The 24,528-nt window shown below is 62.0% G+C and carries 37 protein-coding genes; 35 read left to right on the plus strand and 2 right to left on the minus strand.

From position 1 onward, the window contains the following. From AC0L17_RS06385 to rplQ, 28 genes are all read left to right on the plus strand, one after another. Positions 1–76 (plus strand): EF-Tu C-terminal domain-related protein (locus AC0L17_RS06385; protein WP_454589835.1); only part of this gene is annotated, 76 nt, incomplete at its 5' end. Between the two features lie 63 nt (positions 77–139). Further along, entirely contained in the window at positions 140–448 is a 309-nt protein-coding gene (gene rpsJ / locus AC0L17_RS06390; RefSeq protein ID WP_006205468.1) for a 30S ribosomal protein S10, read from the plus strand. A gap of 141 nt (positions 449–589) precedes the next feature. Further along, positions 590–1,336 (plus strand): 50S ribosomal protein L3, encoded by a 747-nt coding sequence (gene rplC, locus AC0L17_RS06395; protein WP_091591200.1) that lies wholly within the window; start codon positions 590–592, stop codon positions 1,334–1,336. Next, the gene (gene rplD, locus AC0L17_RS06400; protein ID WP_287178498.1) at positions 1,336–1,956 is read left to right on the plus strand and encodes a 50S ribosomal protein L4; all 621 of its coding nucleotides are present in this window, start codon (positions 1,336–1,338) and stop codon (positions 1,954–1,956) included. Before rplC ends, rplD begins: the two co-directional genes overlap by 1 nt. Beyond that, the gene (locus tag AC0L17_RS06405; protein WP_473515207.1) at positions 1,953–2,246 is read left to right on the plus strand and encodes a 50S ribosomal protein L23; all 294 of its coding nucleotides are present in this window, start codon (positions 1,953–1,955) and stop codon (positions 2,244–2,246) included. Before rplD ends, AC0L17_RS06405 begins: the two co-directional genes overlap by 4 nt. A gap of 23 nt (positions 2,247–2,269) precedes the next feature. Beyond that, a complete protein-coding gene (gene rplB / locus AC0L17_RS06410) occupies positions 2,270–3,103 on the plus strand; it encodes a 50S ribosomal protein L2 (protein WP_027154041.1) in 834 nt (277 codons plus the stop codon). A 16-nt stretch (positions 3,104–3,119) separates the two neighbouring features. Then, positions 3,120–3,398 carry a 30S ribosomal protein S19 gene (rpsS, locus tag AC0L17_RS06415; RefSeq protein WP_006205463.1) on the plus strand — a complete coding sequence of 93 codons (279 nt, stop codon included), beginning with the start codon at positions 3,120–3,122 and terminating at the stop codon, positions 3,396–3,398. A gap of 2 nt (positions 3,399–3,400) precedes the next feature. Beyond that, positions 3,401–3,790, plus strand: a complete 390-nt coding sequence (gene rplV, locus AC0L17_RS06420; RefSeq protein ID WP_023799292.1) for a 50S ribosomal protein L22 — start codon at positions 3,401–3,403, stop codon at positions 3,788–3,790. Continuing rightward, entirely contained in the window at positions 3,790–4,515 is a 726-nt protein-coding gene (gene rpsC, locus AC0L17_RS06425; protein WP_091591196.1) for a 30S ribosomal protein S3, read from the plus strand. Before rplV ends, rpsC begins: the two co-directional genes overlap by 1 nt. Before the next feature lie 27 nt (positions 4,516–4,542). Further along, positions 4,543–4,956 carry a 50S ribosomal protein L16 gene (gene rplP / locus AC0L17_RS06430; protein WP_023799290.1) on the plus strand — a complete coding sequence of 138 codons (414 nt, stop codon included), beginning with the start codon at positions 4,543–4,545 and terminating at the stop codon, positions 4,954–4,956. Between the two features lie 13 nt (positions 4,957–4,969). Then, positions 4,970–5,170: a 50S ribosomal protein L29 gene (rpmC, locus tag AC0L17_RS06435; RefSeq protein WP_023799289.1), complete on the plus strand. Its 201-nt coding sequence runs from the start codon at positions 4,970–4,972 to the stop codon at positions 5,168–5,170. Between the two features lie 11 nt (positions 5,171–5,181). Further along, positions 5,182–5,421: a 30S ribosomal protein S17 gene (gene rpsQ / locus AC0L17_RS06440; protein WP_023799288.1), complete on the plus strand. Its 240-nt coding sequence runs from the start codon at positions 5,182–5,184 to the stop codon at positions 5,419–5,421. Positions 5,422–5,492: 71 nt separating this feature from the next. After that, positions 5,493–5,861: a 50S ribosomal protein L14 gene (rplN, locus tag AC0L17_RS06445; RefSeq protein ID WP_006205457.1), complete on the plus strand. Its 369-nt coding sequence runs from the start codon at positions 5,493–5,495 to the stop codon at positions 5,859–5,861. A 12-nt stretch (positions 5,862–5,873) separates the two neighbouring features. Further along, complete coding sequence (gene rplX, locus AC0L17_RS06450; protein ID WP_013531428.1) at positions 5,874–6,188, plus strand: 50S ribosomal protein L24; 315 nt, start codon at positions 5,874–5,876, stop codon at positions 6,186–6,188. Then, positions 6,181–6,759 (plus strand): 50S ribosomal protein L5, encoded by a 579-nt coding sequence (gene rplE / locus AC0L17_RS06455; protein WP_023799287.1) that lies wholly within the window; start codon positions 6,181–6,183, stop codon positions 6,757–6,759. Before rplX ends, rplE begins: the two co-directional genes overlap by 8 nt. A gap of 27 nt (positions 6,760–6,786) precedes the next feature. Next, complete coding sequence (gene rpsN / locus AC0L17_RS06460; RefSeq protein WP_023799286.1) at positions 6,787–7,092, plus strand: 30S ribosomal protein S14; 306 nt, start codon at positions 6,787–6,789, stop codon at positions 7,090–7,092. 12 nt (positions 7,093–7,104) lie between these two features. Continuing rightward, a complete protein-coding gene (gene rpsH, locus AC0L17_RS06465) occupies positions 7,105–7,503 on the plus strand; it encodes a 30S ribosomal protein S8 (protein ID WP_006205453.1) in 399 nt (132 codons plus the stop codon). 111 nt (positions 7,504–7,614) lie between these two features. Continuing rightward, the gene (rplF, locus tag AC0L17_RS06470; RefSeq protein ID WP_023799285.1) at positions 7,615–8,148 is read left to right on the plus strand and encodes a 50S ribosomal protein L6; all 534 of its coding nucleotides are present in this window, start codon (positions 7,615–7,617) and stop codon (positions 8,146–8,148) included. A 193-nt stretch (positions 8,149–8,341) separates the two neighbouring features. Beyond that, positions 8,342–8,701: a 50S ribosomal protein L18 gene (gene rplR / locus AC0L17_RS06475; RefSeq protein WP_023799284.1), complete on the plus strand. Its 360-nt coding sequence runs from the start codon at positions 8,342–8,344 to the stop codon at positions 8,699–8,701. Positions 8,702–8,857: 156 nt separating this feature from the next. After that, positions 8,858–9,421 (plus strand): 30S ribosomal protein S5, encoded by a 564-nt coding sequence (rpsE, locus tag AC0L17_RS06480; RefSeq protein WP_352766666.1) that lies wholly within the window; start codon positions 8,858–8,860, stop codon positions 9,419–9,421. A 24-nt stretch (positions 9,422–9,445) separates the two neighbouring features. Further along, positions 9,446–9,643 (plus strand): 50S ribosomal protein L30, encoded by a 198-nt coding sequence (gene rpmD, locus AC0L17_RS06485; RefSeq protein WP_006205449.1) that lies wholly within the window; start codon positions 9,446–9,448, stop codon positions 9,641–9,643. A gap of 22 nt (positions 9,644–9,665) precedes the next feature. Then, the gene (gene rplO, locus AC0L17_RS06490; RefSeq protein WP_027154037.1) at positions 9,666–10,139 is read left to right on the plus strand and encodes a 50S ribosomal protein L15; all 474 of its coding nucleotides are present in this window, start codon (positions 9,666–9,668) and stop codon (positions 10,137–10,139) included. A gap of 190 nt (positions 10,140–10,329) precedes the next feature. Continuing rightward, the gene (gene secY / locus AC0L17_RS06495; protein WP_023799282.1) at positions 10,330–11,670 is read left to right on the plus strand and encodes a preprotein translocase subunit SecY; all 1,341 of its coding nucleotides are present in this window, start codon (positions 10,330–10,332) and stop codon (positions 11,668–11,670) included. Next, complete coding sequence (locus AC0L17_RS06500) at positions 11,667–12,287, plus strand: adenylate kinase (RefSeq protein WP_473515208.1); 621 nt, start codon at positions 11,667–11,669, stop codon at positions 12,285–12,287. Before secY ends, AC0L17_RS06500 begins: the two co-directional genes overlap by 4 nt. A 191-nt stretch (positions 12,288–12,478) precedes the next feature. Further along, on the plus strand, positions 12,479–12,847 hold the full coding sequence (rpsM, locus tag AC0L17_RS06505) for a 30S ribosomal protein S13 (protein WP_023799280.1): 369 nt from the start codon (positions 12,479–12,481) through the stop codon (positions 12,845–12,847). A 139-nt stretch (positions 12,848–12,986) separates the two neighbouring features. Beyond that, positions 12,987–13,376 carry a 30S ribosomal protein S11 gene (gene rpsK / locus AC0L17_RS06510; protein ID WP_023799279.1) on the plus strand — a complete coding sequence of 130 codons (390 nt, stop codon included), beginning with the start codon at positions 12,987–12,989 and terminating at the stop codon, positions 13,374–13,376. A gap of 183 nt (positions 13,377–13,559) precedes the next feature. Then, positions 13,560–14,570 (plus strand): DNA-directed RNA polymerase subunit alpha, encoded by a 1,011-nt coding sequence (locus AC0L17_RS06515; protein ID WP_023799278.1) that lies wholly within the window; start codon positions 13,560–13,562, stop codon positions 14,568–14,570. Positions 14,571–14,706: 136 nt separating this feature from the next. Continuing rightward, positions 14,707–15,138: a 50S ribosomal protein L17 gene (rplQ, locus tag AC0L17_RS06520; RefSeq protein ID WP_023799277.1), complete on the plus strand. Its 432-nt coding sequence runs from the start codon at positions 14,707–14,709 to the stop codon at positions 15,136–15,138. A 66-nt stretch (positions 15,139–15,204) separates the two neighbouring features. Here the strand turns inward: rplQ and AC0L17_RS06525 are convergent, their stop codons facing one another. Continuing rightward, positions 15,205–15,810, minus strand: a complete 606-nt coding sequence (locus AC0L17_RS06525; RefSeq protein ID WP_473515209.1) for a hypothetical protein — start codon at positions 15,808–15,810, stop codon at positions 15,205–15,207. Positions 15,811–15,946: 136 nt separating this feature from the next. Between AC0L17_RS06525 and AC0L17_RS06530 the strand changes: the two genes are divergently transcribed. From AC0L17_RS06530 to AC0L17_RS06560, 7 genes are all read left to right on the plus strand, one after another. After that, positions 15,947–17,434, plus strand: coding sequence for a DegQ family serine endoprotease (locus AC0L17_RS06530; protein WP_473494214.1), 1,488 nt, complete (start codon positions 15,947–15,949; stop codon positions 17,432–17,434). Positions 17,435–17,485: 51 nt separating this feature from the next. Then, the gene (locus tag AC0L17_RS06535; protein WP_473515210.1) at positions 17,486–18,796 is read left to right on the plus strand and encodes a replication-associated recombination protein A; all 1,311 of its coding nucleotides are present in this window, start codon (positions 17,486–17,488) and stop codon (positions 18,794–18,796) included. 67 nt (positions 18,797–18,863) lie between these two features. Beyond that, positions 18,864–19,241, plus strand: coding sequence for a fluoride efflux transporter CrcB (gene crcB, locus AC0L17_RS06540; RefSeq protein WP_473515211.1), 378 nt, complete (start codon positions 18,864–18,866; stop codon positions 19,239–19,241). A gap of 133 nt (positions 19,242–19,374) precedes the next feature. Further along, a complete protein-coding gene (locus AC0L17_RS06545; protein ID WP_473515212.1) occupies positions 19,375–20,355 on the plus strand; it encodes an RluA family pseudouridine synthase in 981 nt (326 codons plus the stop codon). Positions 20,356–20,366: 11 nt separating this feature from the next. Next, a complete protein-coding gene (locus AC0L17_RS06550; protein WP_287067831.1) occupies positions 20,367–21,281 on the plus strand; it encodes a DMT family transporter in 915 nt (304 codons plus the stop codon). An 11-nt stretch (positions 21,282–21,292) separates the two neighbouring features. Next, a complete protein-coding gene (locus AC0L17_RS06555) occupies positions 21,293–22,084 on the plus strand; it encodes an ATP12 family chaperone protein (protein ID WP_287067816.1) in 792 nt (263 codons plus the stop codon). A gap of 261 nt (positions 22,085–22,345) precedes the next feature. Further along, entirely contained in the window at positions 22,346–24,232 is a 1,887-nt protein-coding gene (locus AC0L17_RS06560; protein ID WP_473515213.1) for an MFS transporter, read from the plus strand. Between the two features lie 85 nt (positions 24,233–24,317). On the opposite strand, the gene AC0L17_RS06565 is transcribed toward AC0L17_RS06560, so the two are convergent. Beyond that, positions 24,318–24,512 (minus strand): DUF2735 domain-containing protein, encoded by a 195-nt coding sequence (locus AC0L17_RS06565; RefSeq protein ID WP_473515214.1) that lies wholly within the window; start codon positions 24,510–24,512, stop codon positions 24,318–24,320. Positions 24,513–24,528: the final 16 nt, after the last annotated feature.

A 24,528-nucleotide genomic window follows, 5' to 3' on the forward strand; every position in this document is an offset into this window, starting at 1 on the left:
AGAGAAGCTGCGCTTCGCCATCCGTGAAGGCGGCCGCACCGTCGGTGCCGGCATCGTCGTCACCATCAAAGAGTAATTTGGACTTAAACCGATCTGTCGCGGGCGCTGCCCGCGCCGCGCCAGAACAAGGAAGTGACGCATGAACGGACAGAATATCCGCATCCGCCTGAAGGCGTTTGATCACCGGGTGCTTGACGCCTCGACGCGGGAAATCGTGTCGACGGCCAAGCGCACCGGCGCCAACGTCCGCGGCCCCATTCCGCTGCCGACGCGGATCGAAAAGTTCACGGTCAACCGGTCGCCTCACGTCGACAAGAAGAGCCGCGAGCAGTTCGAGATGCGCACGCACAAGCGTCTGCTCGACATCGTCGATCCGACCCCGCAGACGGTCGACGCTTTGATGAAGCTCGATCTTGCCGCCGGTGTCGACGTCGAGATCAAGCTCTAAGGAACCAGAGCGGCGGGGCGACTCGGAACTCTGAAGGAACAAGAGGCGTGGAGGGGCGACAAGCCCCGACAGGGAACTCTGAAGGAACAAGAGGCGTGGAGGGGCGAAAGCCCCGACAGGGAACTCTAAAGGAATGAACCGATGCGTTCAGGTGTGATTGCAAAGAAGGTGGGAATGACCCGCATCTACAACGATGCCGGGGAACATGTTCCCGTCACCGTTCTCCAGATGGAGAACTGCCAGGTCGTGGCGCAGCGCACGCAGGAGAAGAACGGCTATACCGCCGTCCAGCTCGGCGTTGGCCTTGCCAAGGTGAAGAACACGTCGAAGGCGATGCGCGGCCATTTCGCGACCGCTTCCGTCGAGCCGAAGGCCAAGGTTGCCGAGTTCCGCGTCTCCGCCGACAACATGATCGATGTCGGCGCCGAGATTACCGTCGATCATTTCGTCGTCGGCCAGAAGGTCGATGTGACGGGAACCACGATCGGCAAGGGTTTCCAGGGCGTCATCAAGCGGCACCACATGGGCGGCGGCCGCGCGACCCACGGCAACTCGGTCTCGCACCGTACGCACGGCTCGACCGGCCAGCGCCAGGACCCGGGCAAGGTGTTCAAGGGCAAGCATATGGCCGGCCACATGGGTGACACCCGCGTCACCACGCAGAATGTCGAGGTCGTCTCGACCGATGCCGATCGCGGTCTGATCCTGATCCGCGGCGCGGTTCCCGGTTCGAAGGGCGCCTGGATCCTGGTCCGTGACGCAGCCAAGGTTGCGCTGCCGGCCAATGCGCCGAAGCCCGCCGCAATCCGCGCCATTGCAACCAATGATGGCGCCAAGAACGATGCCCCGGCCACAGTAGATGCCCCGGCCACAGAGGGAGCGGAATAATGGACATCAAGATCACAACGCTTGGCGGCAAGGACGCCGGCAAGGTGAAACTCTCCGAGGAGATTTTCGGCCTTGATCCGCGCGAGGACATCCTGCAGCGCGTCGTGCGCTGGCAGCTTGCCAAGAAGCAGCAGGGCACGCACAAGACCAAGGGTCGCGCCGAGATCTCCCGCACCGGCGCCAAGATGTACAAGCAGAAGGGTACGGGCCGCGCCCGTCACCATTCGGCACGCGCTCCGCAGTTCCGCGGCGGCGGCAAGGCCCACGGCCCGGTCGTCCGCAGCCACGAGCACGATTTGCCGAAGAAGGTGCGTGCGCTGGGCCTCAAGCATGCTCTCTCGGCCAAGGCCAAGAGCGCCTCGCTCATCATCATTGATGAGTTGATGCTGACCGAGGCCAAGACCAAGGCGCTGATCGCGAATTTCGCGACGCTGGGCCTGTCCAACGCCCTGCTGATCGGCGGCGCCGAGCTCGACAAGAACTTTAAGCTGGCGGCGACGAACATCCCGAACATCGACGTGCTGCCCATCCAGGGCATCAACGTCTACGACATTCTGCGCCGCGGCACGCTGGTCCTTTCGAAGGCCGCCGTCGAGGCTCTCGAGGAGCGCTTCAAATGACCGACCTTCGTCACTACGACGTGATCGTCTCGCCGGCGATCACCGAAAAGTCGACCATGGCTTCCGAGCAGAACCAGGTCGTCTTCAACGTCGCCAAGATGGCGTCGAAGCCGGAAATCAAGGCTGCCGTCGAAGCGCTGTTCGGCGTCAAGGTGATGGCCGTGAACACGCTTGTCCGCAAGGGCAAGATCAAGCGCTTCCGCGGCACGATCGGCCGCCAGAGCGACGTCAAGAAGGCGATTGTGACGCTGGCCGACGGCCAGTCGATCGACGTCGCGACGGGTCTCTGAGCAAGACCGCGAGGACAACAGACATGGCACTGAAAAAATTCAACCCGATAACGCCGAGCACCCGCCAGCTGGTCATCGTCGACCGCTCGGGCCTCTACAAGGGCAAGCCCGTCAAGGGCCTGACCCAGGGCCTGACCAAATCGGGCGGCCGCAACAATTACGGCCGCATCACGGCCCGCTTCATCGGCGGCGGTCACAAGCGTACGTACCGCATCATCGACTTCAAGCGCCGCAAGTTCGACATTGTCGGCACGGTCGAGCGTATCGAATACGATCCGAACCGCAGCGCCTTCATCGCGCTGATCAAGTATGATGATGGCGAGCTGTCCTACATCATCGCTCCGCAGCGCCTTGCTGCCGGCGACAAGATCGTGGCCGGCGAAGCGGTCGACGTGAAGCCGGGCAATGCGATGCCGCTGGCCTCGATGCCGGTCGGCACGATCGTCCACAACATCGAGCTGAAGCCGGGCAAGGGTGCCCAGGTTGCCCGTTCGGCTGGCGGTTATGCCCAGCTCGTCGGCCGTGACCAGGGCATGGCGATCCTGCGCCTCAACTCCGGCGAGCAGCGTGTCGTCCACGGCTCGTGCATGGCCACTGTCGGCGCCGTGTCCAACCCGGACCACGGCAACATCAATGACGGCAAGGCAGGCCGCACGGTATGGCGGGGAAAACGTCCGCACAACCGCGGCGTGACCATGAACCCGGTCGACCATCCGCACGGCGGCGGCGAAGGCCGCACCTCGGGTGGCCGCCATCCGGTTTCGCCTTGGGGCAAGCCGACCAAGGGCAAGAAGACGCGGTCCAATAAGGCGACCGACAAGTTCATCCTGCGCTCGCGCCATCAGCGCAAGAGCTAAGAAGAGGTAACGCCAAGTGACTCGTTCGATTTGGAAAGGCCCCTTCATCGACGGCTACCTTCTCAAGAAGGTGGACAAGGTTCGTGAAGGTGGTCGCAATGAGGTGATCAAGATGTGGAGCCGTCGCTCCACCATCCTGCCGCAGTTCGTCGGCTTCACCTTCGGTGTTTACAACGGCCAGAAGCACGTTCCCGTTTCGGTGAACGAGGACATGGTCGGCCACAAGTTCGGTGAATTCGCTCCGACCCGGACCTATTACGGTCACGGCGCGGATAAGAAGGCGAAGAGGAAATAATCATGGGCAAGGCCAAAGCTCCGCGCAGGCTTGCTGACAACGAAGCGCGCGCCGTGTTGCGCACGATCCGTATCAGCCCGCAGAAGCTGAACCTGGTTGCCGCGCTGATCCGCGGCAAGAAGGTCGCGACAGCGCTTTCCGATCTCGAATTCTCGGCCAAGCGGATTTCCGGCACGGTCAAGAAGACGCTGGAATCGGCGATCGCCAACGCGGAAAACAACCACGACCTCGACGTCGATGCGCTGATCGTGGCGGAAGCCTATGTCGGCAAGTCGATCGTCATGAAGCGGTTCCATGCCCGTGGCCGTGGCCGCGCCAGCCGTATCGAGAAGCCGTTCTCGCACCTCACGATCGTCGTTCGTGAAGTCGAAGAAAAAGTGGAGGCCGCATAATGGGCCAGAAAATCAATCCGATCGGTCTGCGTCTCGGCATCAACCGCACCTGGGATTCGCGCTGGTTCGCCAACACCGGCGAGTACGGCAAGCTGCTGCATGAGGACATCAAGATCCGCAACTATCTTGAGAAGGAACTCAAGCAGGCTGCGATCTCGAAGGTCGTGATCGAGCGTCCGCACAAGAAGTGTCGCGTCACCATCCATGCGGCGCGTCCGGGCCTGATCATCGGCAAGAAGGGCGCCGACATCGAGAAGCTTCGCAGGAAGCTGATGGAGATGACGAAGTCCGAGACGCATTTGAACATCGTCGAAGTGCGTAAGCCGGAGATCGACGCGACGCTGGTCGCCCAGTCGATCGCCCAGCAGCTCGAGCGCCGTATCGCGTTCCGCCGCGCCATGAAGCGCGCCGTGCAGTCGGCGATGCGCCTCGGTGCCGAAGGCATCCGCATCAACTGCGCCGGCCGTCTCGGCGGCGCCGAGATCGCGCGCATGGAATGGTATCGCGAAGGTCGCGTGCCGCTGCATACGCTGCGCGCCGACGTCGACTACGGCACGGCCGAAGCACACACCGCCTACGGCATCTGCGGTGTCAAGGTCTGGGTGTTCAAGGGCGAGATCCTCGAGCACGACCCGATGGCTTCGGAGCGCCGCGCCACCGAGGGCGATCATGCGCATGGCGGTGGTGGTGAGCGCGAACGCGGTCGCCGTCGCGAAAACGCCTGAGACAGTTGAGAATTTGGAGTTAGAACGATGCTGCAGCCAAAGCGCACAAAGTTCCGCAAGCAGTTCAAGGGTCGTATCCATGGTGCCGCCAAGGGTGGCACCAATCTGGATTTCGGCGGTTTCGGGCTGAAGGCGCTTGAGCCGAACCGCGTCACTGCGCGTGAGATCGAGGCGGCCCGCCGCGCGATCACCCGCGAGATGAAGCGCGCCGGCCGCGTCTGGATCCGTATCTTCCCGGACGTGCCGGTGACGTCGAAGCCGACCGAAGTCCGCATGGGCAAGGGCAAGGGCGCGGTCGATTACTGGGCGGCGCGCGTCAAGCCCGGCCGCATCATGTTCGAGATCGACGGCGTCAATGAGGAAACCGCCCGTGAGGCGCTGCGTCTCGGCGCGGCCAAGCTCTCGGTCAGGACGCGCTTCGTACAGCGCATCGCAGAATAAGGACGGGCTGATCATGAAAGCCGAAGACATCCGGACCAAAACCCAGGACCAACTGACCGACGAATTGGCCAGCCTGAAGAAGGAGCAGTTCAACCTGCGCTTCCAGAAGGCCACCGGCCAGCTCGAGAAGACCGCGCGCGTGAGGCAGGTCCGCAAGGACATTGCGCGTATCAAGACCATCGCTGCGGAAAAGTCCGCGGCTAAGAAGGCTTAAGGACGAAAACCATGCCAAAGCGCATTCTGCAGGGCACCGTCGTCAGCGACAAAAACGAGAAGACGGTTGTCGTCAAGGTCGAACGGCGCTTCACGCATCCCGTGATGAAGAAGACCGTGCGCATGACCAAGAAGTACAAGGCGCACGACGAGAACAACGCCCACAAGGTCGGCGATCAGGTGTTCATCCAGGAATCGAAGCCGATTTCCAAGGACAAGCGCTGGACCGTCGTATCTTCGGACCAGGCGTAAACAACGAATTTTGGACAGACCGGGGAGGGGCTTTGCGCCCGTCCCGTTAGAAGAGAAGAAGGCGGCCAGTCATGATTCAGATGCAAACAAACCTCGACGTCGCGGATAATTCCGGCGCCCGTCGTGTCATGTGCATCAAGGTGCTGGGCGGCTCGAAGCGGAAATACGCTTCCGTGGGCGACATCATCGTGGTGTCGATCAAGGAAGCCATCCCGCGCGGCCGCGTCAAGAAGGGCGATGTGATGAAGGCGGTCGTGGTTCGCACGGCCAAGGACATCCGCCGCCCGGACGGCAGCGTGATCCGTTTCGACAAGAACGCGGCCGTTCTCGTCGACAACAAGAAAGAGCCGATCGGCACGCGTATCTTCGGACCGGTTCCGCGCGAACTCCGCGCCAAGAACCACATGAAGATCATCTCGCTCGCGCCTGAAGTGCTGTAAGGAGCCGGACCAATGCAGAAGATTAGAAAAGGCGACAAGGTCGTCGTGCTGGCCGGCAAGGACAAGGGCCGTTCGGGCGAAGTCCTCTCGGTACAGCCGAAGGAAGACACCGCGCTGGTGCGCGGCGTCAACATGATCCGTCGTCACCAGAAGCAGTCCCAGTCCCAAGAGGGCGGGATCATCACCAAGGAAGCGCCGATTCAGCTGTCGAACATCGCGCTGGCCGACCCCAAGGATGGCAAGCCGACCCGCGTCGGCTTCATCTTCCAGAAGGACGGCAAGAAGGTGCGCGTCGCCAAGCGCTCGGGAGAAGTCATCAATGGCTAAGGCTCAAACCAAGCAGGCGACTGCCCAGAACACGCCGCGCCTCAAGCAGGTCTACAACGAGACCATCCGCAAGGCGCTGCAGGAGCAGTTCGGCTACGAGAACGAGATGCAGGTTCCGCGCATCGACAAGATCGTGCTGAACATGGGCGTCGGCGAAGCGACCGGCGATTCGAAGAAGCCTTCGATCGCGGCGGAAGATCTGGCGCTGATCGCCGGCCAAAAGGCCGTCGTCACCCACGCGCGCAATTCGATCGCCGGCTTCAAGGTCCGTGAAAAGATGCCGATCGGCGCCAAGGTCACGCTGCGCAAGGAACGCATGTACGAGTTCCTCGACCGCCTCGTGAACATCGCGCTGCCGCGCGTCCGCGACTTCCGCGGACTCAATCCGAAGAGCTTCGATGGCCGTGGCAACTATGCCATGGGCATCAAGGAACACATCGTGTTCCCGGAGATCAACTACGACAAGGTTGATCAGATCTGGGGCATGGACGTCATCGTTTGTACGACTGCGAAGACGGACGACGAAGCCAGGGCATTGCTCAAGGCCTTCAACTTCCCCTTCCGCCAGTAACGGCAGCGAGAAAAGGAAAAATCTGAAATGGCAAAGACCAGCTCAGTCGAGAAGAACAACAGGCGCCGCAAGCTTGTGGACCAGTACGCTGCCAAGCGTAAGGTCCTCAAGGCGATCATCATGGATCAGTCCAAGCCGATGGAAGAGCGCTTCCGCGCTCAGCTGAAGCTTGCGGCACTGCCGCGCAACTCGGCCAAGATCCGCATCCGCAACCGCTGCGAAGTCACCGGACGTCCGCGTGCCTATTATCGCAAGCTCAAAGTATCGCGCATCGCGCTTCGTGATCTCGGCAATAACGGCCAGATCCCGGGCCTGGTCAAGTCGAGCTGGTAAGGAGGACATAACATGTCATTGAGCGATCCTCTCGGCGATATGCTGACCCGCATCCGCAACGCCTATGGCCGCAAGAAGTCGAGCGTTTCGACGCCGGCCTCGCGCCTGCGCACCCGCGTCCTCGACGTGCTGAAGGCGGAAGGTTATATCCGCGACTACAGCCAGACCGACTTCGACAACGGCAAGTCCGAAATCGAGATCGAGCTGAAGTATTTCGACGGTGCGCCGGTGGTGCGCGAAATCGCCCGCGTCTCGAAGCCGGGCCGTCGCGTTTACGTTTCGGCGAAGTCGATCCCGCACGTCGCCAACGGCCTCGGCATCGCCATCCTTTCGACGCCGAAGGGCGTGATGGCCGACCACGAAGCGCGTGAACAGAATGTCGGCGGGGAAATCCTCTGCCAGATCTTCTGATCTGGAGCGCGATCCCGAACCGAACCACGCAGTGAAAAGTGGAACCCGGATTCGGACAAGATCACGCTCGAAACAGAGACCTGAAACAAGAGAAGTGACGAGGACAACAAAATGTCTCGTATTGGAAAGAAACCCGTTTCGCTGCCGCAGGGCGTGACCGCGACCGTCGACGGCCAGACCGTCACGGCGAAGGGCCCCAAGGGTGAGCTGAAGTTCGTGGTCAACGACGAAGTGCTGGTCAAGATGGAAGGCAGCGAGATCGCTGTCCAGCCACGCGACCAGACCAAGACCGCCCGTTCCAAATGGGGCATGTCGCGCACGCAGATCGTCAACATCCTGCAGGGCGTCAAGGACGGTTTCGAAAAGAAGCTCGAGATCACCGGCGTTGGCTATCGCGCCGCCATGCAGGGCAAGAACCTGCAGCTGGCGCTCGGCTTCAGCCATGACGTCGTCTACGAAACGCCGCAGGACATCACCATCACCGTGCCGAAGCCGACGGAAATCACCGTGACCGGCATCGACAAGCAGAAGGTCGGTCAGGTCGCTGCCGAGATCCGCGAATATCGCGGTCCTGAGCCGTACAAGGGCAAGGGCGTTCGTTACGCTGGCGAGAAGATCGTCCGCAAGGAAGGCAAGAAGAAGTAATTTCGTCAATGGTGAATGGTGAATGGTAAAATGGCAGTAGGATAGAGCAGGAGCCGGACGGCACCTGGTTTCTACCTTTCACCATTTTTCCATTCACCATTCACTGCAAATCAACGCCGCGGGGAGCGGTCGCGGGAGGCTTGTCCTACCGCACAGGGTTGCCCCCGTTTTTTGAAGGCAAGGAACTGATATCATGGGCTCGAAAGACTCCACCCAACGCCGCGCTCAGCGCGTCCGCCGCCAGATCAAGAAGGTCGCTGGCGAGCGTCCGCGTCTGTCGGTCCACCGCACGTCGAAGAACATCTACGTCCAGGTCATCGACGACGCCAAGGGCCACACCATCGCTGCCGCCTCGACGCTGGAGAAGGACCTCAAGGGTTCGCTCAAGACCGGTGCCGACACTGCCGCCGCTGTGGCAATCGGCAAGCTGATTGCCGAGCGCGCTTCGAAGGCCGGCGTCAAGGAAGTCGTCTTCGACCGCGGACCGTACATCTATCACGGCCGCGTCAAGGCGCTGGCCGAGGCCGCCCGTGAAGGTGGCTTGAGCTTCTAAAGCATGATCCCGAACCGGAGGTCAGCGCAGCAATAAGTTGCAGACTTTTCGGATAAGATCATGCGAAGGGAAAAATGAGTTTCGCTCCCGGCAACCCATAGAGGGAACCGGATATCATCATCAACCGTGCTTCCGGAAAAAAACAAGGAACAGGATATGGCACAGGAACGTAGGGATAGCGGCCGCGGCCGTGATCGCGAAGAGCGCGACGACGGCATGGTGGACAAGCTCGTCCACATCAACCGCGTCGCCAAGGTCGTCAAGGGCGGCCGGCGCTTCGGCTTTGCAGCACTCGTCGTCGTCGGCGACCAGAAGGGCCGCGTCGGCTTCGGTCATGGCAAGGCGCGCGAAGTGCCGGAGGCGATCCGCAAGGCGACCGAATCGGCCAAGCGCGACATGATCTTCGTGCCGCTGCGCTCGGGCCGTACGCTGCATCACGACGTCGAAGGACGCTGGGGCGCCGGACGCGTTCTGCTGCGCGCTGCCAAGCAGGGTACCGGCATCATCGCCGGCGGCCCGATGCGCGCCGTCTTCGAGACGCTCGGCATGCATGACGTGGTCGCCAAGTCGATGGGTTCGTCGAACCCCTACAACATGGTTCGCGCCACCTTCGACGCGCTGAAGAGCCAGATGCATCCCAAGGATGTGGCTGCCGCGCGCGGCATCAAGTATTCGACCCTTCAGGCCCGCCGCGGCACCGCCGTTGCGGCCGAAGAATAGTCGCGCTGACCAGGGATATTGACCATGGCCAAGAAAGCAACCAAGACCATCACCGTCGAGCAGATCGGTTCGCCGATCCGCCGGCCGAAGGAGCAGCGCGCGACGCTGGTCGGCCTCGGCCTCAACAAGATGCACAAGCAGCGCACGCTGGAGGACACCCCCTCCGTGCGCGGCATGATCGCTGCCGTCCAGCATCTCGTCCGCGTCGTGGACGAGGGCTGAACCAGAGCGCAGGAGAACTCAGATGAAACTCAACGATCTGCGTGACAAGGACGGCGCGACGCATTCCAGGAAGCGTCTCGGCCGCGGCATCGGTTCCGGCTCGGGCAAGACCGCCGGTCGCGGCGTCAAGGGCCAGAAGGCGCGCTCCGGCGTCGCCGTCAACGGCTTCGAGGGTGGCCAGATGCCGCTCTACCGGCGCTTGCCGAAGCGTGGCTTCAACAACATCTTCGCCAAGAGCTTTGCCGTCGTGTCGCTGGCCCGCATCCAGGCTGCGCTCGATGCCAAGAAGCTCGACGCCAAGACGACCGTGACCGCCGAAGCGCTGGTCGCGGCCGGCGTCATCCGCCGCGTCAAGGACGGCGTGCGCATCCTCTCCGACGGCGAGATCAAGTCGAAGCTTGCCTTCGACGTGGCCGGCGCCTCCAAGGCTGCCATCGAGAAGATCGAAAAGGCCGGCGGTTCGGTGAAGCTGCCGGAAAAGGCAGCAGCCGAGTAACGGCGATTTGAAGCGCGATCGGCAGAGCGGGACACGTTTCGCTTTTGATTGCGCTTTGATCTGCTCAATATGGCGGCCGCGTCAACGCGGCCGCTTGCATGTTTGCAGTCCGGAGCTTATCTCGTGAGCTTCGGTGACACGCGCCGCCTGAGTTGCGGGCCATCGAGCGTGACCAAGCGGAGAATCAGGCATGGCTTCGGCTGCTGAACAACTAGCCTCGAATCTGAATTTCTCGGCCTTCGCCAAGGCGGAGGATCTGAAGAAGCGCATCTGGTTCACCGTTGGTGCGTTGCTGGTCTACCGCCTCGGCACCTATATCCCGCTGCCCGGCATCAATCCCGACGCTTTCGCCCAGGCCTTCTCGTCGCAAAGCAAGGGCGTGCTTGGCATGTTCAACATGTTCGCCGGTGGCGCCGTCGAGCGCATGGCGATCTTTGCCCTCGGCATCATGCCCTATATCTCCGCTTCCATCATCATGCAGCTGATGACCTCCGTCATCCCGTCACTGGAGTCGCTGAAGAAGGAAGGCGAGCAGGGCCGCAAGGTCATCAACCAGTATACTCGCTACGGCACCGTGCTTTTGGCGCTGGTCCAGGCCTACGGCATTGCGGTCGGCCTGGAAGGCGGCAGCGGCATCGTCAGCGATCCCGGCATGTTCTTCCGCATCTCGACCGTCATCACGCTGGTCGGCGGCACCATGTTCCTGATGTGGCTCGGCGAGCAGATCACCGCCCGCGGCATCGGCAACGGCATTTCGCTGATCATCTTTGCCGGCATCGTCGCTGGCCTGCCGCAAGCCATCTCCGGTACGCTGGAACTTGGCCGTACCGGCGCGCTGTCGACCGGCCTGATCCTGGCGATCATCGTTCTGGCCGTCGTCGTCATCGCGCTGATCGTGTTCTTCGAGCGCGCCCAGCGGCGCTTGCTGATCCAGTATCCCAAGCGCCAGGTCGGCAACCGCATGTTCCAGGGCGACACCTCGCACCTGCCGCTCAAGCTCAACACGGCCGGCGTCATTCCGCCGATCTTCGCCTCTTCGCTGCTGTTGCTGCCGGCCACGGTCGCCGGCTTCTCGCAGACGACCAACATGCCAGCCTGGGCCAGCACCGTCCTGGCGGCACTCGGTCATGGCCAGCCGCTCTACATGGCGTTCTATGCGGCGATGATCGTGTTTTTCGCCTTCTTCTATACGGCGATCGTCTTCAACCCGAAGGACACCGCCGACCAGCTCAAGAAGCATTCGGGTTTCATTCCGGGCTACCGTCCGGGCGAGCGCACCGCGGATTACATCGACTATGTCCTTACCCGCATAACTGTCGTCGGCGCCATTTATCTGGTGCTGGTGTGTCTGCTGCCCGAGTTCCTGATTTCAGCGACTGGCGTACCATTCTACCTCGGTGGCACATCGCTTCTGATCGTGGTCAGTGTAACGCTCGACACGGTGGCGCAAATTCAGGGTCACCTGATCGCGCACCAGTATGAGGGCCTGATCAAGAAGTCGAAGCTGCGCGGGGGGAAGAAAGCCAGATGAGGTTGATATTGCTTGGGCCGCCAGGGGCGGGCAAGGGGACGCAAGCACAAAGACTGGTAGAAAAATACGGCATTCCCCAACTCTCGACGGGCGATATGCTGCGCGCTGCTGTCCAGGCCGGCACCGAAGTCGGCAAACGGGCCAAGGCGGTGATGGACGCTGGCGAACTGGTTTCCGACGCCATCGTCAACGCTATCGTCGCCGAGCGTATCGATCAGGCCGATTGCGCAAGGGGATTCATCCTTGACGGATATCCGCGAACCCTGGTGCAGGCGGACGCGGTTGAATCGATGCTCTCGGCTCGCCGCCTCACTCTCGACGCCGTCATCGAACTTGTCGTCGACGACAAGGCGCTGGTTGGCCGAATCGGCAAGCGCGCCGAAGAGGCCAAAGCCGCGGGTCTGCCGGTGCGCAAGGACGACAATCCGGCGGTGTTCGAAGAGCGCCTGAAGGAGTACTACAAGAAGACGTCGCCGCTGATCGGCTATTACTATGCCAAGGGCAAGCTGAGAGGTGTCGACGGCATGGCCGACATCGATGCGGTGACGCGGCAGATCGAAGCGGTGCTCACGGCTGCGATCCCAGCGGCGGCGCAACGGTCTGCGAACGGAAAATAAACGATTGCGCTTGACTGGAGCGGTTCGCTGGGGTATGGCGGCCCGTCTTCCTATCAGGCATGAGGCTTGCTTGCCCGCAAGGGCAAGGCAGCCGCTTTGAACTGGAAACTCCCGCATGGGCCGGCCTCCACCGGACGCGGGGCAACTTTGACAGCGCCGGCTTGTCCGGCCCACATGGAGAAGAGAAGAACATGGCTCGTATAGCCGGCGTCAACATTCCGACCAACAAGCGCGTCGTCATTGCGCTTCAGTACATTCACGGCATTGGCAAGAGCTTCGCTCAGGAGATCGTCGACAAGGTCGGCATCCCGGCCGAGCGTCGCGTCAACCAGCTGACCGACGCGGAAGTGCTGCAGATCCGCGAGACGATCGACCGTGACTACCAGGTCGAGGGCGATCTGCGCCGAGAAGTGTCGATGAACATCAAGCGGCTCATGGACCTCGGCTGCTATCGCGGCCTACGTCATCGCCGCTCGCTGCCGGTTCGCGGCCAGCGCACGCATACCAATGCGCGCACCCGCAAGGGCCCGGCCAAGTCGATCGCCGGCAAGAAGAAGTAATTTAGGGCAGTACGGGAGTAGGGCAGTAAGGCAATAGGATCGGCAGACATACTGCCCTACTGCCGTATTCCCCTACTGCCTTCTCCCTGGTGGAGCCGCTGGCATTACGGCGGTGTAGAGATCAACTGAAAGGACCATCATGGCCAAGGAAGCCACACGTGTTCGCCGTCGCGAACGCAAGAATATCTCGTCGGGCGTTGCCCACGTCAACTCGACCTTCAACAACACGATGATCACCATCACCGACGCGCAGGGCAATTCGATTGCCTGGTCGTCGGCGGGAGCCCAGGGCTTCAAGGGATCTCGCAAGTCGACCCCGTTCGCTGCCCAGATGGCTGCCGAGGACGTTGCCAAGAAGGCCCAGGAACACGGCATGCGCATGCTTGAGGTCGAGGTCTGCGGACCCGGCTCCGGTCGTGAATCGGCGCTGCGCGCATTGCAGGCAGCCGGCTTCACCATCACCTCGATCCGTGACGTGACGCCGATCCCGCACAATGGCTGCCGCCCGCGCAAGAAGCGCCGCGTCTAATGCCTGTTGCCCAAAACGCGCAGCGGTTTTGGGCAACGACATGCATAAAAACAGAGACCTGAAGCGCTACGCGCTTAGGGAAAAAATTACCGAACGCCGCGCGAACGCCATTAGCGTTCCTCCACGGCATTCCAGGTCGCCCGCCACGATTGGATGGTGGCGGGTCAACGGAAGGAAAGCATCATGATCCAGAAAAATTGGCAGGAACTGATCAAGCCGAACAAGATCGAGTTCTCTTCGAAGAAGAAGACGCTGACCACGCTGGTCGCCGAGCCGCTCGAGCGCGGCTTTGGCCTGACCCTCGGCAATGCGCTGCGTCGCGTGCTGCTGTCTTCGCTGCGTGGCGCGGCTGTGACCGCCGTGCAGATCGACGGCGTTCTGCATGAATTCTCGTCGATCGCCGGCGTGCGCGAGGACGTGACCGACATCGTCTTGAACATCAAGGAAATCGCCATCCGCATGGAAGGTGACGGCCCCAAGCGCATGGTCGTGCGCAAGCAGGGACCGGGCGCTGTTCTGGCCGGCGACATCCAGACGGTCGGCGACGTCGAGATCCTCAATCCCGACCACGTCATCTGCACGCTGGACGAGGGCGCTGAAATCCGCATGGAGTTCACCGTCGATACCGGCAAGGGCTACGTGCCGGCCGACCGCAATCGCGCAGAAGACGCGCCAATCGGTCTCATCCCGGTCGACAGCCTCTACTCGCCGGTCAAGAAGGTCTCCTACAAGGTCGAGAACACCCGCGAGGGCCAGGTTCTCGACTACGACAAGCTGACCATGACGATCGACACCGACGGTTCGATCTCGGGCGAGGATGCGGTGGCTTTCGCCGCCCGCATCCTGCAGGACCAGCTTGGCCTGTTCGTCAATTTCGACGAGCCGCAGAAGGAAGTCGCCGCCGAGCAGGTGACCGAGCTTGCCTTCAACCCGGCGCTGCTCAAGAAGGTCGACGAACTCGAGCTTTCGGTGCGTTCGGCCAACTGCCTGAAGAACGACAACATCGTCTATATCGGCGACCTGATCCAGAAGACCGAAGCCGAGATGCTGCGCACCCCGAACTTCGGCCGCAAGTCGCTGAACGAGATCAAGGAAGTGTTGGCGGCGATGGGCCTGCACCTCGGCATGGAAGTGCCGGATTGGCCGCCGGAAAACATCGAAGACCTCGCCAAGCGTTACGAAGATCAATACTGACCGGTGAATTGAGAATGGTGAAATGGTGAATGGTCGTCGGTCGGCGACTTCGGAGAGCTTCCATTCACCATTCACTATTGACCATTCACAAAACGAAACAGCCGGGCCAACCGCCCACAACACCAGGAGAAGAGCCATGCGCCACGGATTTAAAGGCCGCCGGTTCGCCCGCAGCATAAGCCACCGCAAGTCGATGTTTGCCAATCTTGCCGTGTCGCTCATCGAGCATGAGCAGATCCTCACCACCTTGCCGAAGGCGAAGGATCTGCGTCCGATCGTCGAGAAGCTGGTGACGCTAGGCAAGCGCGGCGACCTGCATGCCCGCCGCCAGGTGATTGCCCAGATCGGCAATGAAGGCGTCGTCAAGCGCCTGTTCGACACGATCGCGCCGCGCTACGCCACCCGCAACGGCGGCTATCTGCGCATCATGAAAGCGGGCTTCCGCCACGGCGACAATGCCGCCATGGCGGTCATCGAGTTCGTCGATCGCGACACCTCGGCCAAGGGCGCCGGCGACCGTGCCCGCATCGAGGCAGAAGGCACCGACGAGGAAGCCGCAGCCGCATAAGCTTCGGTTTTTCTAAGAGAGTTCAAAGGGGCCTGTGGGCCCCTTTCGTCTGCCGATCTTTGCCGCCTATCGAAGAATGGTCAGGTAGTCGCGCCCGCTTAGCAGCTTCCAATTGAAAGCACCCGGTATCTCTTCGACCTTCGGGTAGGGATAGGAATAGATACTGTCGAGGGTGGCTCGGGAATCGATATCGCTGACCAATTGCGACATCTCGAAATTGTTCAAGTACCTTTGTGCGTTTTGATCCTCGATGAAGTCGGTATTCACCCGGAAATGTATCTGAATCTGGCCGGCGCAGATGTTGAGCAGGATGTCGTCGCTCACAGCGGCATAGAACACTTTGGCGTCTTCTGAAGCCCACAGGCCTGCAGCCAGGAACTTCGAGGGCTGCGTACCCCCGCTCAACCCATCCAGTGACAGCACAAGGTGATCGGTGAGAACTTCGAAGTCGCCTTCGAGATAACCGGCTCCTTCGATCTGCAACCAGTTCATCTGGTGAGGCGCTTCGTCATCAAAGGAGATTTCGAGCTTTCCGAAAGTCCAATAGACCGGATCGGCGTGCTCAGGTGTGCCGAGTGCGCTGGCAACGTCGGTCATTCTCATAGAAGGGGAAACCGGCCCCAAAGTGCCGGTCTTCAGAAAATCACGGAATGAAACGAGTTGTTTTTTCATGAGGGCCGACGAGGCTTTCCGGTTTCAAACTGACCTATAGCTGCTTTGCTACCCAAAAATAATTCGATTACATCGACTTAGCCTTTCATTTTGCACAATCGTCGGGACAATGGCGCCCGACCCCGGAGGATTCGGAATGCGTGTAAAACGGCTGTCCCTTGTTCTACTCTGCGCCTTGATGGCGGCGGCAGTCGTGCCGGCCGCCAGGCAGGCGCTGGCTCAGGACACCAAGGCCGATCCCGGTCTGTCCGACGTGCTGACCGACATGTTGCGCGGCGCCGAAGGCGAAAATGCCACCTCCGGTCCAGACAAGCGCGTGCCGTTCGGCCGCGAGGAGATGCAACTGTCGTTTGCGCCGCTGGTCAAGCAGACGGCGCCGGCCGTGGTCAATGTCTATGCCTCGCAAACGGCCAGGCTGAGGTCGCCCTTCGACGGCGATCCGTTCTTCGAAGAGTTCTTCGGCCGTTCGCAGCCGCGTGCGCAGTCCTCGCTCGGCTCCGGCGTGCTGGTCGACCCGACAGGCATAGTGGTCACCAATTTCCACGTCATCAAGGACGCCGATCAGGTCAAGGTCGCCACCGCGGACGGGCGTGAATTCGACAGCAAGGTGCTGCTCAAGGACGAAACGCTTGACCTCGCCGTGCTCAAGATCTCCGCCGACAAGCCATTTCCGGTCGTCGCCATCGGCGATTCCGACGCGCTCGAGGTCGGTGACCTGTTGTTGGCCATCGGCAACCCCTTCGGTGTCGGCCAGACCACCACCAGCGGCATCGTTTCGGCGCTTGCCCGCAGCCACATCGGCGTTTCCGATTCCAGTTTCTTCATCCAGACCGACGCCGCGATCAATCCCGGCAATTCCGGCGGTGCGCTGATCAACATGGGTGGCCAACTGGTCGGCATCAACACGGCGATCTACAGCCGCAGCGGCGGCTCGATCGGCATCGGCTTTGCTATTCCCTCCAATATGGTTCGCGCGTTTGCCGATGCGGCCAAGGCCGGGCGCGACTTCTTCGAGAGGCCGTATATCGGCGCCGAATTCGAGCGCGTGACGCCGCAAATCGCCGAATCGCTCGGTCTCGAGACGCCGACCGGGGCACTGGTTTCGTCCATCGACGAAGCCGGGCCGGCGGCCAAGGCGGGGCTCAAGGCCGGTGACGTCGTGCTGTCGCTCAATGGCACGCCGGTCGAGAGCATCGAGGCGCTGGATTACCGGATGGCGACGCTGTCGATCGGCACCAATGCCAGCTTCGCCGTTCTGAGCAAAGGCCAGCAAGCGGCGATGGACATCGCGCTGGAGCGTGCGCCGGAAGGTGCGAAACTCGCGGAAGTGACGCTGCGCGGTCGCAGCCCGTTCTCCGGTGCCAAGGTTGCGGAACTGTCGCCGCGGCTCGCCCAGCGGCTCGGCATTCGCACGGACGTCAAGGGTGTTACGGTGATCGACATCAATCGCGGTTCGCCCGCAGCCGGTTTCGGCTTCCAGCCGGGCGACATCGTTCGCGAAGTCAACGGCTTGACCATCGATACCGCCGCGACCCTGGAGCAGGCAGCCATGCAGGAGACGCGCTGGTGGCGCTTTACCGTCGAGCGCGGCGGGCAGATACTGCGCCAGGTGTTGCGTTACTGAGCCCGAGCGTCGATCCTTCGGACGAGATCGCGCTCCAACGAAAAGACGTGCATGGCCGATCTGTTCAGTGTCGATGAACCGGAAAAGGCGCCGCCCGGCAGGCCGCTGGCCGACCGGCTGCGCCCGCAGAACCTCAGCGAGGTCGTCGGCCAGGAGCATCTGACCGGACCCGACGGCGCGCTGACGCGGCTGATCGGCTCCGGCTCGCTCGGCTCGATGATCTTCTGGGGGCCGCCCGGGACGGGCAAGACCACGGTCGCGCGGCTGCTTGCCGGCGAAACCAGCCTTGCGTTCCAACAGATATCGGCGGTGTTTTCCGGAGTCGCCGACCTGAAGAGAGTGTTCGAGGCGGCGAAGCTGCGCCGCACCAACGGCCGTCAGACGCTGCTCTTCGTCGACGAGATCCATCGCTTCAACCGCGCCCAGCAGGACAGTTTTCTGCCTGTCATGGAAGACGGCACCGTCGTGTTGGTTGGCGCCACCACCGAAAACCCCTCCTTCGAGCTGAATGCGGCGCTACTGTCTCGCGCGCGTGTGCTGGTCTTTCATTCGCTCGGTGAGGACAGCATCGCAAAACTGCTGGCGCGTGCCGAGGAGACCGAGGGCAGGGCGCTGCCGCTCGACGACGAGGCGAGGGCGATGCTCGTCCGCATGAGCGATGGCGATGGTCGTGCGGCGCTGACGCTGGCAGAAGAGGTCTGGCGCGCCGCCAAGTCAGGCGAGGTGTTCAGCGCCGAGGGCCTGCAGCGCATCGTCCAGCGCCGCGCGCCGATCTACGACAAGGGCCAGGACGGCCATTACAATCTGATCTCGGCGCTGCACAAATCGGTGCGCGGCTCCGACCCCGACGCCGCCCTCTATTATCTCGCCCGCATGTTCGATGCCGGCGAGGATCCGCTCTATCTCGGCCGCCGCCTGGTGCGCATGGCGATGGAGGATATCGGGCTGGCAGACCCGCAGGCGCTGGTCGTCGCCAATGCCGCCAAGGATGCCTACGACTATCTGGGCTCGCCAGAGGGCGAACTCGCCTTCGCCGAGGCCACGGTCTATCTCGCCAGCGCGCCCAAATCCAACGCCGTCTACACCGCCTTCAAGGCCGCCACACAGGCGGCTAAGGAGTTAGGCTCATTGCTGCCGCCCAAACACATCCTCAACGCCCCGACCAAGCTGATGAAGGAAGAAGATTACGGCGCCGGCTACCGTTACGACCACGACGAGCCGGACGCTTTTTCCGGACAGGATTATTTTCCGGAAAAGATGGGCCGCCGTAAATTCTATGATCCGCCCGAGCGCGGTTTCGAGCGTGATATCAGGAAGCGGCTCGACTATTGGGCGAAGCTGCGCGGCGAGCGGAAAAAGTAGGCTCGCGCTACTTTCCCGCTCAGGGGCAGGGATTGACCGAGCCACCCTGTAAGGGCAGTAAACGGCGATGATCAATCTCCTCCTCGTTGCTGCGGGCGGCGCTATTGGTGCCGGGCTCCGGCACGTCGTCAATTTCGTTGCGCTGCGTCTTGTCGGCCCGAGTTTTCCCTGGGGCACGATGGCGATCAACATTGTCGGCTCCTTTGCCATGGGCATGTTCATCACGACCCTGGCGCGGCGCTACGGCGGATCGAACGAGCTTCGGCTGTTCGTCGCCACCGGCATCCTCGGCGGCTTCACCACGTTCTCCGCCTTTTCGCTCGATTTCGCGACGCTGTGGGAGCGCGGCGCGACGCTGCCGGCGTTCGGATACGCCCTTGCCAGCCTCATTGGCGCGATCATTGCCCTGTTTCTGGGTCTTTGGCTCGCAAGAAGCCTGCCTTAATGCTATTGCCCCCGCTTGCAGCGCCGCGTGTCCCTCAGGGCGCGCCAAGGACGCTGCAGCTTTTTGATTTGCGCATGACCCTTTCCGAAGATCGATTTCAGGTCATGCGCTAGAAACGGGTAAAAACGAGACAATGGCAGGCGTAGAACAGATCACGGTGGAGGCCGGCGAGGCGGGCATGCGGCTCGATCGCTGGTTCAAGACCCATTTTCCGGGTCTTGGCTTCGGCCATCTCCAAAAGCTGCTGCGATCCGGCCAGATCCGTGTCGATGGCGGCAGGGTTAAGGCCGATACCCGGGTCGAGCCGGGCCAGACGGTTCGCATCCCACCGCTCGAAGTGGACAAGAAGGGCGAGAGCCCGCTCACCGGTCACTCGATCCGCAACCAGGGCGACGCCGACGTTCTGGCCAAGATGCTGATCCATGAAGATCCGAAAGTGTTAGTCTTCAACAAGCCTGCCGGCCTCGCCGTCCAGGGTGGCTCAGGTGTCACCCGCAATGTCGACGACATGCTGGAAGCCTGGCGCAGCCAGAAGGGCGAGAAACCGCGTCTGGTGCACCGGCTCGACCGCGACACGTCTGGCGTGCTGGTCGTCGCCCGCACCAGGCTCGCCGCCATGAAGCTTGCCGAGGCGTTCCGGGCGCGTGAGACCAAGAAGACCTACTGGGCCCTGGTCAAGGGCGTGCCGCCGAAGCGCGAGGACAAGATCTCGACCTGGCTGATCAAGGAACCGACGCCCGACGGCGATCGGGTGCGCGTCGCCAAGCATGGCGAAAAGGGCGCCGACCACGCAGTGTCTTATTACCGGATCGTCGAGCAGGCGGCGCAGACCCTGTCCTGGCTGGAGATGGAACCCTATACCGGCCGCACCCACCAGCTTCGCGTCCATGCCGCTCACATCGGCTGCCCGATCATCGGCGATCCCAAATATTTCGAGGCCGATACCAATTGGGATTTTCCCGGCGGCATGCAGAACCGCTTGCATCTGCACGCGCGCCGCATCGTCATCCCGCATCCCGACAAGGGTTTCATCGACGTCACCGCACCGATGCCGCCGCATATGCGCCAGAGCTGGAACCTGATCGGCTTCGACGACGCCAGCGCGGAGGACTAGGTCCAGTGGGCATGGCCACAGATACGCTCGACCGTCGCGACAGGGTCGACATGGCCGCCGCCGCCATCATGGTCGGGCTGACCTTTTCCTGGGGGCTGAACTACGTCGCCGCCAAGATCTCCTATGCCGGCTACGATCCCGTTTTCCTGTCGATCGCACGGTCGGTCATCGGCGGGCTGTGCGTTCTCGTCTGGTGCCGCTGGCGCGGCATTGCGCTTTTTACCCGCGACGGAACCCTTGTCGCCGGCATTCTGGCAGGCGCGCTTTTTGGTCTCGAGTTCCTGTTTCTCTATGTCGGGCTCGAACAGACGACCGTCGCGCGCAACACCTTGCTGGTCAACACCATGCCGTTCTGGGTGCTGGTCGGCGGGCATTTCCTGCTCAACGAACGCATCACCGCGCGCCGGCTCGTCGGCCTTCTGCTCGCTTTCGCCGGATTGGTCGCGGTGTTCTCCGACCAGTTGAGCGCCGATAACGGTGCGACCCTGATTGGTGATCTGCTCAGTCTCGGCGCCGGCATTCTGTGGGCCTTGACCTACATCGTCATCAAGCGCACGAAACTGGCGGAAACGAGCGCCGAGAAGTTGCTGCTCTACCAACTGGCCGGCGCTGCGATGGTCGGCGCCTTGGTGCTGCCTTTCGCCGGGCCGCCCGTCCGCGACTTCGCCGCTTTGCCGACCTTGGCCTTGCTTTTCCAGGCGGTCTACATCGTCGCCTTCACTTATGTGCTCTGGTTCTGGTTGCTGCGGCGCTATCCGGCATCGGGCCTGTCGAGCTTCACCTTCCTTTCGCCGGTGTTCGGCGTCCTGTGTGGCGCCATCTTCTTGAACGAGCCTCTGACCATCCGTATTTTCCTGGCACTCGGCCTCATCGCAGCCGGTCTGATCATTGTGAATCGGCCGGCCCGAAAACAGATCCCCGGATGAAAGGCTCCGGCATGCGCGATATTCTCAACGACCTCGAAGCGGGAAAGCAGCTTTCCGATCCGGATCCGGTGCGCCGTGCCCAGATCCAGATGAAGACGCACCTGCCGAAACGCTTCTACAAAACCGTCTCGGTCGCACCGGCCGAAGCTGGTTTTGCGGTTCATCTCGATGGCAAGCCGGTCCGTACGCCGGGCAAAGCGCTTCTGATCCTGCCGACCGAAAAAGCCGCCGCTCTGGTCGCCGGCGAGTTCGCCGCGCAAGGCGAGACGATCGACCCGATGACGATGCCGGTCATGCGTCTGGTCAACACGGCCATCGACGGCGTCGCCAGCGACCCGCAGGCGGTTTTGGAAGACATCCTGCGCTTTGCCTCGTCCGACCTGCTCTGCTATCGCGCCGACGCCCCCCAAGGGCTCGTCGATCGGCAGAACGAATATTGGGACCCCGTCATCGATTGGGCGCGGAGCGCGCTCGGCGCCCGGTTTCAACTCGCCGAAGGGGTGATCCATGTCGAGCAGCCGCGCGAGAGCATCGCGGTGCTCGGCGTTCATCTTGCCCAGCGTGCCGACGCGCTCCGGCTTGCCGCCATCCACGTCATGACGTCGCTGACGGGATCGGCACTGCTGGCGCTGGCCGTCGATTTCGGCGAGATCGACGGCGAGGCAGCCTGGGCCGCCGGCCATGTCGACGAGGACTGGCAGGCCGAGCACTGGGGCCATGACGCGGAAGCCGTCGCCCGCCGTGCCCACCGCAAGCGCGACATGATGGCCGCCGTCGGTCTCCTCGAGGCGCTCAAGGGCTGACGGCAATCGCCCCCCCTCAATTCGTTTCGTCTTGCCCATCAGAGCGACGCGCGTCCAGTCGGGCGCACTATGCATCGTGCTTTCCGAACATCGATTCCGATGTTCGGGCCGATGCATTGGACCAAAGTCATAATCCCAAAGACGGGCTGCCTCTGGGCGGCGCTTTCTGTCACTTCTCGCGGCGATGGCTGCCCGAGTTCGTGTCCAGAGGCGACACCGCGCAGCATCAAGCACAGCGAGATGTCACGGGAGGACGAATTCATGGCAATGGCAGCGACCGCCGGCAGAGCAAGCCGCGGAATGACGCGGGAAGAGAAGAAGGTCATCTTCGCTTCCTCGCTCGGCACGGTTTTCGAATGGTACGATTTCTATCTCTACGGCGCATTGGCGGCGGCGATCGGCTCGACATTCTTCAACTCGTATCCGGAAGCGACGCGCAACATCTTTACGCTGCTGGTTTTCGCCGCTGGCTTCCTCGTGCGCCCGTTCGGCGCGCTGGTGTTTGGCCGCATCGGTGATCTCGTAGGTCGCAAATACACCTTTCTCGTCACCATCATGATCATGGGCCTGTCGACTTTCCTGGTCGGCCTGCTGCCTGGTTCGGCAAGCTGGGGCATTGCAGCACCCATTATCCTGATTGCGCTGCGCATGCTGCAGGGCCTGGCGCTCGGCGGTGAATATGGCGGTGCGGCGACCTATGTGGCCGAGCATGCGCCCGACGACCGCCGCGGCTTCTACACATCGTGGATCCAGACGACGGCGACACTTGGCCTGTTCCTGTCGCTGGTCGTCATCCTTATCGTGCAAAATTCGCTGAGCAAGGAGGATTTCGAGGCCTGGGGCTGGCGCGTTCCATTCCTGCTCTCAGCCATTCTGCTCGGCATATCGGTCTGGATTCGCCTGTCGCTTGCTGAATCGCCGACCTTCCAGCGCATGAAGGATGAGGGCAAGGGCTCCAAGGCGCCGCTTACAGAAGCCTTCGGACAGTGGAAGAATGCCAAGATCGCCATTTTGGCGCTTTTCGGCCTTACTGCCGGCCAGGCCGTGGTTTGGTACAACGGCCAATTCTACGCGCTGTTTTTCCTGCAGAACGTGCTCAAGGTCGACGGCCAGTCGGTCAACATCATGATCGCCATCGCGCTGGCGCTCGGCACGATGTTCTTCGTCGTGTTCGGCTGGCTCTCCGACAAGATCGGCCGCAAGCCGATCATCATGGCGGGCCTGGCGCTGGCGATCGTCACCACCTTCCCGCTGTTCAAGGCGCTGACCTGGGCAGCCAACCCGGCGCTCGCCACCGCGCAGCAAAACACCCGTGCCACGATTACCGCTGCGCCTGGCGACTGCAAGTTCCAGTTCAATCCGACCGGAACGCGCAAGCCTCTGACGTCGTGCGATATTGCGACGGACTTCCTTGCCAAGAGCTCGGTGCCCTATGACATTGTCACGACAGCGGCACCGGGGACCGCGGCCAGTGTCAAGATCGGCACCGCAACGGTGGCGTCCTATGATGCCGTGGCAGCCGCAGACAAGGCCACTTCAAGCGACGCCGCGTTCAAGAAGGCAATCAACATCGCATTGCGGGACGGCGGCTATCCGCTGAAGCGTGCTGCGGCCAAGGTCGCCGACCAGAAGCTTGACGCCTTCGTCGCGGCCAATCCGGAACTGAAGCTCGACGCCGCCGCAATCCGCGCCGGCGACAAGACGACGGTTGCGGCCGACCGGGCGGTCAAGGACAAGCTGCTGACGGCCGATGAGGCCGCGGCGGTGCCCGAGATCACCGTCTACAGCGTGCCGGCGGCAGGCGCCTTTGCGATGTTTGCCGACCCTGAACAGGTCAACTGGGCAAAGGTCATCGGCGTCCTGTTCATCCTGGTCATTTACGTGACCATGGTCTACGGACCGATCGCCGCGATCCTGGTAGAAATGTTCCCGACCCGCATCCGCTATACCGGCATGTCGTTGCCCTATCACATCGGCAATGGCTGGTTCGGCGGCCTGCTGCCGGCGACGGTGTTCGCGCTCAGCGCCTACAGCGGCGATATCTATTACGGCCTCTGGTATCCGGTGGTGATCGCGGCGATGTCGCTGGCCATCGGTACGATCTTTGTCAGGGATACGCTGGGAACGGACTTGCACGCCAAGACCTGATCCTTGCCTGACGGCAAAATGAAAAGCCCGGCGCGAGCGATCGCGCCGGGCTTTGCAATTCGTCAAAAGCGATGCGGAGGAAAGGTTAGCTGTTCCGGTCCTGTTTTTCTTCCTCGATGGCCGCTTCGTGATACCAGCCGCTTCCGAAATCCGTACGGTTGCGCAATGAAGCAAGTTCTGCCGCGAACTTAGCCTTTCCGCTTAAATTTAAGGCAGAAGCGCGCGTTGCCACCGGGAACATCAGGATTTTGGCCGACTGACGGGTAGGAGTGATTTCCATTGTCGGTCTCCCTTCT

The sequence above is a fragment of the Mesorhizobium sp. WSM4829 genome, from assembly GCF_055811475.1.